3 protein-coding genes and 1 pseudogene are annotated in these 8,055 nt (G+C 62.6%); 2 read left to right on the top strand and 2 right to left on the bottom strand.

Going from position 1 to position 8,055, the window contains the following annotated elements; genetic code table 11:
• Positions 1-5,563 (bottom strand): DUF5005 domain-containing protein (locus ON44_RS47240; RefSeq protein WP_245567458.1); only part of this gene is annotated, 5,563 nt, incomplete at its 3' end.
• Between the two features lie 417 nt (positions 5,564-5,980).
• Here ON44_RS47240 and ON44_RS52970 point away from each other — a divergent pair.
• Together ON44_RS52970 and ON44_RS52965 are read left to right on the top strand one after the other, a co-directional pair.
• The gene (locus ON44_RS52970) at positions 5,981-6,358 is read left to right on the top strand and encodes a hypothetical protein (RefSeq protein WP_245567460.1); all 378 of its coding nucleotides are present in this window, start codon (positions 5,981-5,983) and stop codon (positions 6,356-6,358) included.
• Positions 6,359-6,409: 51 nt separating this feature from the next.
• Complete coding sequence (locus ON44_RS52965; protein WP_245567459.1) at positions 6,410-6,709, top strand: hypothetical protein; 300 nt, start codon at positions 6,410-6,412, stop codon at positions 6,707-6,709.
• Positions 6,710-7,150: 441 nt separating this feature from the next.
• Here ON44_RS52965 and ON44_RS54190 read toward each other — a convergent pair.
• A pseudogene (locus tag ON44_RS54190) lies at positions 7,151-7,810 on the bottom strand (GntR family transcriptional regulator); the annotation flags it as partial.
• Positions 7,811-8,055 lie beyond the last annotated feature (245 nt).

Raw genomic sequence — 8,055 nt, 5'->3', positions numbered from 1 at the left:
GGACGTAGTCGGGGACCTCGACAGCACCGGAATCGGTTGCGGGGGAACCTGATTCGAGGTCGGTGGTGTTGATGCGCGCAGTAGGTTGGTCGGAAACCGCGGTGGTGTCGCCGGAATCGGTTGCGGTGGAGGTTATCGACGCTGGGGTGACGGTATCGGCATGCCTCTGGTTCAGCGTGGCTATCGTCGTGATGCTGGTTTGCCGTGAATCCGGTTCGACAAAGTAGCGCGTCGATACCGTGCCCGCTCCCGTCCCGCTCGAGCCGGATGCATTACCGCTGCCTGCCTTGACGCGTGCATACGCCTGCATTACACGCGAATATGCCAGCTTCTGGGCGTCGGTTGCCAGCTTTCCGTGCATGGTCCTCGCGTTGTACGCCTCGGCGTAGAACTCGTGCAGGTCGAGAATCCTCTCCACGCTGCTGTCGAGATCGGTGTCTCCAAAACTGCGGGCGCTGAGTTCTCTTTCCAGCCAGGCCGGGAACTCATCCAGTTCGGCGGGTTTGCTGGTCTGGACGAAGAGCTTTACCAGTTCCCTCATGATGAATTGGTATTCGGCCTCCATATCGTCGGCGAGACCACTGCGCAAAAATACTGCGTGACCGGTTTCATGGCCGATAACTGTCTCAATTTCCTGGGCACTGTCGCCGACGAGTACTCCGTCCGCGATCATGTGCGTCATAATATCGGCGAACAATTGAGGATCGATAGCCATTCGTTCACTGATGTGAAGCGCATGCGCAGGATACTGGATACCGTCCAGTGTCAAATTGGACGTAACACCCCGTGAGCCAGCCGGCCAAAACCCGACTACGGGGGGATTGCCATCGGGGCCATTGGCGAGTAGACCGGGGAGTTCGGTAAGCAGTTTGCGAGTCATTTCGTAATGCCGGAGGACGAGATCCTCGCTGATATCCAGGATCTTGTAGCCGACGACACGAACGCCGAATTCGTCCTCGAGTTCGTAGGCCTTGCGATTCCTGATATCTAGCGAACGTTTCTCCGCGTCGGTCAACGCCCTGCCGACCGGGGCTTGACGTCCTCTGAACTCTTCAGCGCGGTCCACCAGAAGTTTGTGCAGAACCTTATCGCCTGCACGGGGGTCCTTTCCGGATTCGACGTACCCAAAAGAAGACCGCAAGGCCGTACGAATGTTGAGTACACCGTTCGTGAAGCAGTTATCGTTGAACTGTTCTCTCAGCCATGAATCGAAGGCTGCCTCGTCGACAACCCCGTCCGGCGCGAAATGTTCGCGCAGCGCTTTTATCGCATGTATCTCCGCTCGCCACCGGCCCGCGTATACCATCGCGTCGGCGAACAATTGGGTGGCAATATATTCTACTGTTTCCGGTGACCATTCGGCCATTTTTTCGGCGCTCAGCTCGATCGACCGAGTGTGCAGTTCCGAGTCTTCGACCATCCATTCATAGGTGGCAATGGTGTTACCGATGTCGGTGAAGCCGATCTCGTGGATGCGCGCTGTAGGGTACTTCTCGAGCAGGCGGTCGAATGTTTGGAGGAATGCTGCTGCCTTTGCCGGATCGACGCCATCGTCGATGGAAACCTCTGTTTTAAGATACCGGCGTTTGAATGACTCGATAAGAGTCGTTGGTTCGTGCGGTTGCCCGGCGTCGGATTCGGCGCCCACCTGCTCGGATGCGCCGTGATTCGTGGTGGGCGCGGTGTTGCCTTGTTCGGGTGTTGCTGGTTCGTCCGGTGACGCGCCGCTGTCCTGTGGACTCTCCATCGGCCCCAGGACTCTGCCGTCCTTGCGCGGGGCTTCCAGGCCGGTATTGAGTTGGCGCGCCGGCCCTGCGGCGACGGTGGAGTCGGACTCCGTGGTGTCCATATCGACGGCGTGAGACCAGGGAATCCCGGCGTACGACATGTCCTCCCGCATACCGTGGTCCGGAAGATCACGGTGGAACACGACAAATGCCATATGGGGAGTCCGAACGCCACCATGGGTTTGGGTCAGAATGTGGGCGCTGTTGTGGAAACGGTCTCCGTCATAGTCGCGGCCGATGCCTTCGAGGCCGAAGTAGCCGAACTCGTCGTGCCCACTCGGCGTTGCACCGAACGACTCGGGCCGCGGATCGTCGACGCTACTCGGTATGACCTTCGTAAACGTTGGGCTGCCAACACAGGCCGTTGTCCTGCCACGCTCTGACGGGGCGACAACGATATCGACGTCGCCGAACTCGCGAATGGTCGGAAGGTCGCCGTCCAGAACCCAGGGGCGCCGACCCGAGCGAATGCGACCGTAGACCGGCCGTAATTCCGCAGGCAGATCGTTCGCATGCCCGAACAACTCCTGTTCGAGCAGCGCCCTGGCTGCCAGCGGTAATTGCGCAAGCCGGCCCTTTGCAGGAACTTCGAACAGCGTTTTGAATCTGCCATCGGCGAGGATCTTGCGGAAAGTCGAGTACGTGACCCGAATGACGATCTCGCCGCGGAATGCCTGCCTCAACTCCTCGGTCATCAGCTCATCGAGCTGTTCTTGCGTGATGTCCAATTCCGCAGCGAGTGCGGCCGTACGGCGCGCGTTCCCTACGTATCGCTCGGCATGGGCACGCTCAGCGTCGTCGGTGATGACGAGCTCCGCCTCGGCTCGAAGTTCCTGCGCCCGCGGATCGCCGGCAGCTTCTGCATCGAGGATTCGCTCGAACAATTCCACCGCCGCATCACTCGGCCGACCGGGGAACGCCGGTAACTGGCTGACGGCGGATGCTTCCTCGGTTGGGGGTTCGAGCTGCGCGGTGGATCGGTGGTTCGACGGTTTTGCGGGATCTGGTGTGCCGGAATCGGTTGTGGCGGTGCTGGATCCGAGTCCAGAGTTCAATGTGATGCGAACGAACCTCGGACGATATTTCGACATGTCGTCGAGCACGCCCTTGAAGTCCAGGCTGTTGAGGTTGTAGCTCACGATCAATTCGTCTCCCGATCGCAGATCGGGGTGTTCGTGAGCGTTGTAGATGATTACGTTCGGATCACCGAATGATCCGGTGGCACCGGCTTCGGGCGCTTCGTAGACCAGTGTCGGTGTGGTGAATGGGCCGGCCGGCGAATCGGATACATATGCCACGATCCGGGGGCTGGTGGGTGTCGTGGTGTCCTGGGTGATCAACAGGTAACGGCCGCGCCAGCGGGTCACGCTGTATTCGTTGGCAACACCGGACATGACACGGGCGGAATCGTTTTCGTTCGTCGACCATCCGCTACCGTCGAAGTATTCCCACTGTCCGCGCAGGTCGTCGCCGAGTACCCGAGCCACGTGCATGTACTTGTCGGCGCCTAAGTCCTCACAGCCGTATACGTAGGTGTGTGTACCGTCATTGTCCAGCCATGCCGACCACGCAACGCCCGTCGTGGATGGCATCGGGGTCGTGTCGATCAAGCTGAGATCATCGGCGTCGAATCTGGCGAGCAGGTTGTCCTCGAAGGTGGCGTTCAAGACACCACGACCGTTGCGGGCGAACCGGATGAACATCACGGAGAGGACGTTGCCTGCGACGTATCCGCCACCGAGCCAATAGAATTCGCCCTTGCCCGCTTGCATCAAAGGTCGCGGAGAATCGGTCGTCCCGTGGTGTACGGTCGACATTTCACCGTCGCTCTGCACGACGAAGGCGTTATTCACCAGGTAAGGGGGTCTCCGCCTGGACCCGTCCGGATTCTTTGTGCCCCCGAGGAATACATCGGAGAACATCCACAAATGTCGGCCGTCCGGCAATCGTCGCGAATACGTACCATCCGCCCCGGTCCAGCCACTGTCGGTGTCGCCGTAGGACGCGAACAAAGCCGTGAGTTCTTCATGGGGAACCGCCGCGACGACCAACTCCCCGCGTGGGCTCTGCGCCGATGGATTCGCATCGGCATCTGGCTGGGTGCGCGCTGGTTCCGCCGATGCGGCATCACTCGTCGCGTTTGCCGGTGACTCGGTGGAATCGGCGGACGTGGGACCGGGTCGGCCGCGCCCGACGCCCGGTACGTCACCGGGCGGTGTGTGGAATGTGAGGAAGCCATCGGAGCCCATAGTCTTTCCCCGGGCATCCGGCGAGTTCCTCCAGGTCGACTGACCGAGGATGTCGCTGTTATTACCTCGGTATCCCTTCGGTGCGGAGGTCGGCGCACCGGTGGCAACCGCGTCTTCCTGTCGAGGCGTGTCCGCATCCGACGGTGTATTCGACCGCTGGCCGGGATTCGGTGGGGTGAGCGCGGGTTCGTCGTTACGTTCGGTCGCCGGGTGTGCGGATTTCGCGGGACCGGTCTCGCGGGACGGGCTGCCTATCAGTACGGCGGTGACATTGTCGTGTTCACCCGCATCGATCGCGTGCTGGACGAACGCTCTCGATGCGGCGATCAGGTTGCCTGACGATTCCGCCAGCTTTTGGCGGAATGTGTCGGCGATTCGCTGTTCAGGAGACTCCGTACTCGACTGATCTTTGTAATAGATATTTACGGCACCGTCCGTAACCAGCACGACCGTTCCGCTCCCGGCTGGGAGGTCGTAGACGTGGGGCTCCAGCTCGCCCGATTCGGTGTCCCGACCGAGGTAATGGTTGAGGCTCGCACCGAACGCCGCGTGTTGCAGCGCGTGGACGGTCATGCCAAGGCTCTGCGCCATTTCTACGAGGTACGGGTCATCGGGGATCAATGGGACCGCGGGGCCGTCGCCATTGGGAATCCAGAAAGCAGGAGAGTCGCCGCGCGCCACCGTGACGAGTTGTGTCGGAGTCGCGATAGTCACCACAAACGTGGTCGCGGGCGGAATTTCGGAATCGCTGTACTTCTCCGATATCAGACGCTGAACGGCGCGCTCAGCGGCCTGGAATGCGCGCTCCGCGGTGCCTTTGGGGTCCGGCCTGCCGCCGTGCGCGACACGGGCGGCCTCCTCGTGCAGTATCGGCGCGGCTGCTTCGGTCGCGGCCTGCGATGCCTCGTCGCTGTGCCCCTGGCCGGATAGTCCGTCGGCTACCGCAGCCAAAGTCCACTGATCGCCGCCGACCTCCGCCGTCGTGAGCGTGAAGAAATCCTCGTTCACGCTGTGCCTGGCGCCGGGTTGCCCGCCTCGGTCGGTCACGCCGGCGGCCGATATCAGATTGACTTCGTAATGATCCCGCCAGGCAGTCGTGTGCTGCTCGACAGGCGACGGCACATCGTCGACACCGGATGCCGATGCCGATGCCGATGCGGGTGGGACTGACTGCTGTGCCGATTGCGCCGCAGATGATGGTTTCTGCTGAGGTGCTTCGGGCCACGCCGCCGCTCGGGGATCGGGTGCGACGCGATGTCCGGCCGTTTGTGGCTGTTGTTCTGGTGCAGGCGGCGCCGCCTGGTCTGGTCCAAGGGTGGATCGCGGACCGAGTTCAGGTACCACCGTCGCATGGATCGCCCAATAGCCACCGTTGCCGAGGTCTTCGACGCTGTCGATGCGATAGTGCAAACCGCGTGCCAGCAGGAGTCCGGGAATGGAAGTCGGAGTGGGAGACAATCCGTTCAAGAACAATGCGGGAGTGCCAGCGGGAACGGTCAGCTCGAGGTGGAAACGAGTTCCTGCCATTACGGGGATCGCCCCGATCACCGCTCGCGCGAATTCGGGGAGCTGCTGGACGGTTCCCGTCGGATCGTTGGTCAAATCCAGCGGACTATCGGTGGTGCCATAGGTTGCCACGATCGTTTCCGGCAATGGACGGCGACGTAGGACGTCGTCGATGACCTCGATGATCCGAGCCAACTCCGGGGTGAGTTCACGCTCGCCGCGCAATACGGCAGTGATCATGGCGACGAATGCGCGATCCGCCCGATCGATCGATGCGAAGGGCCGCAGTACCGCGCGCTCATCGTCGGTCAGTCGGCTGACCACCTCAGCCCAGACTTCGTGCGCAAACCGTGACCGTTCCTCGAAATCCGGAGCGCCCCCGTCTGCTCGGAATCGAACCTGGTGCGGCGCATCGCTACCACCGTGCTGCGGAGCCGATTGCTCCGGCTCGGGCTGCGCTGCCTGCTGCGCCATCGACTGGCCAGTCGGCGTACTGCCCGGCCTGCTCGGTTTCAGCGCGTTCGCCAGGCCACGGACCAGGTGGTCGGCCGCGCGATAGCGAGCGATCGCCGCAATTGCCTGCGCCGCCGTTTGCCGCTCGGCTTCGGCGTGGAAGTGGTGCACCAGCAGGCGAAGTCGTTGCGGGGGAAGGGTTTCCGGATGGGCGAAGGCGCTGCGCAATTCGTTGAGCAGCTCGATCTTCCGGCGCAGTCTCTGCAAACGCGCGAGGTCTTCCGGCGCTGCGGTGCGCGGATCCACCACCGCAGCTCGACGTTGGGCTTCGGCATTCGCGCATACCGACTCCAACGCGTCTGAATTGACCGTCGCCAACAAGCTCCGGACATCGATATTCGCCGAGTCACCTGGTTGCGGCATGGCCAACTGCGCCACAACCTGGTCGACCCGCGCGGCGGCCGCAGTCAAACGATCGACCGCCTCCTGCCTGCTCCGTGCATCACGGATATCACGTCCGCCGCGCCGGTTCGCATTGTCTGCCAAGGCCGCTTGCCGCTCGGCTTCCGCGTGGAACAAGTCCACCAGCAACCGAAGCCGTTCCGGGGCGACCGCCTCCGGATGCTCCATCGCATCGGTCAACTCTCCGAGCCGATCAATTGTCCGGCTCAGCTGCTGGAAGCGCTCCAGATCTGCACCCACCGCCGCGCGTGAATCCACCACTGCGGCATGACGTTCCGCAACGGCGCTATCCCGTACCGACGCCAGTTGTGCGCCGTCCACGGTTGCCAGCAGATCCGCGATCTGATCTCCGCCGGTGCCCGCCTGCGGGGTGGCGGGCCCCGTCTCGGGACCGTTTGCGGCCGAATTGGTTGTACTTACCGGAGGGAAGTCGGAGGTGCCCGACAGGCGACCACTGTCGGGATCCTTGATGAAGAACATGGCAGGTCGCGGCACATCTCGCGGCACATGTCCCTTGGGCGTGCGCCCATCCATTTCCGCGATCGGATCGAAACCGTCGAAGTTCTCGACGGCGCCGGGTGGCAGTCCGCCGGACCGCCGCCCACCGGCACCGCCGGACGGTCGCTCGCCATCGGTATCTGTCGCGTTCTCGGCCGGCAAGTCCGGCCGTGTAGGTACGGCGAAGGTCCCGACCCCGTGGACGGCTGTCGCGTCGCCATCCTCGACCAACTTCTGGTAGGCCCGGTCTACGGAGCTGCCCGATGTGGTGCGAATGTGTTTCGCGAGTTCGCGCGCCGGGGGCAGCAAGGGGCCGTGGGGCCATAGCCCGGAGCGGATTGCCTGACGTAGCTTCGACTCCAGCGTGTACCGCCAGCCGTCGCGGGCAGCTGCGGTTGCCAGATCCTCACTTGATGACAACCCCGCCAAGGTCGACATGAGCTCTGCCGGTGTGATCGGCCAGCCCGTACCCGAGGTCGGCGTCCCAGGCGCCCGGCTCGTTACGGTGGTCCCTGCTACCCCCCGTTGGCTTATAACGGTGGTCCCTACCCCCGCTTGGCTCGTTACATACCCCTCGTCCACCAGCTGCCGAAGAGCCAGCCCCACAGGGTTTTTCGACTGAATGCCCAGTTGTTCGGCAAGTTCGCGAGCCACCAGCACCGTTCCGACAGGGATGGCGCCGGACTGGATTGCCTCCCGCAACCTGCGCGTTACGGCGTCGCGCCAACCGGCGCGCGCGGCATCTGCTGCGAGCTCTTCCTTCGAGATCCCGCCAACGACAAGCTTTTCCGCCAAAGCACGTACGGCGCGGCGATACAGTTGGGCGACCGCGCCTGGGCTGCGGTCGCCGCCCATTTCGTCGGTAATACGAGCGATCGTCAGTCCCCGTAGACGGAGCTCGAGACATTCGATATAGCTGGGATTGTCGAGTTGCCGGATGGTGGCCAGCAATTTCTCGAGCTTGCTGCCATCGCCGCGTGCAGCCGAGTCCGATGCTGTCTCGAAGGCAGCTTGAACCTTAGGCAATGCGTCAGGATCGGGAGCCGATCGAGGTACGGAAACCGCATCTGTAACTTCTTCGAATACAACCGTGTCCGGGT

It is taken from the genome of Nocardia vinacea NBRC 16497, assembly GCF_000308835.1.
Lineage (GTDB): Bacteria > Actinomycetota > Actinomycetes > Mycobacteriales > Mycobacteriaceae > Nocardia > Nocardia vinacea.
Note: the sequence above shows the minus strand (reverse complement) of the source record. Positions and strands in the feature narration are given on the sequence as shown.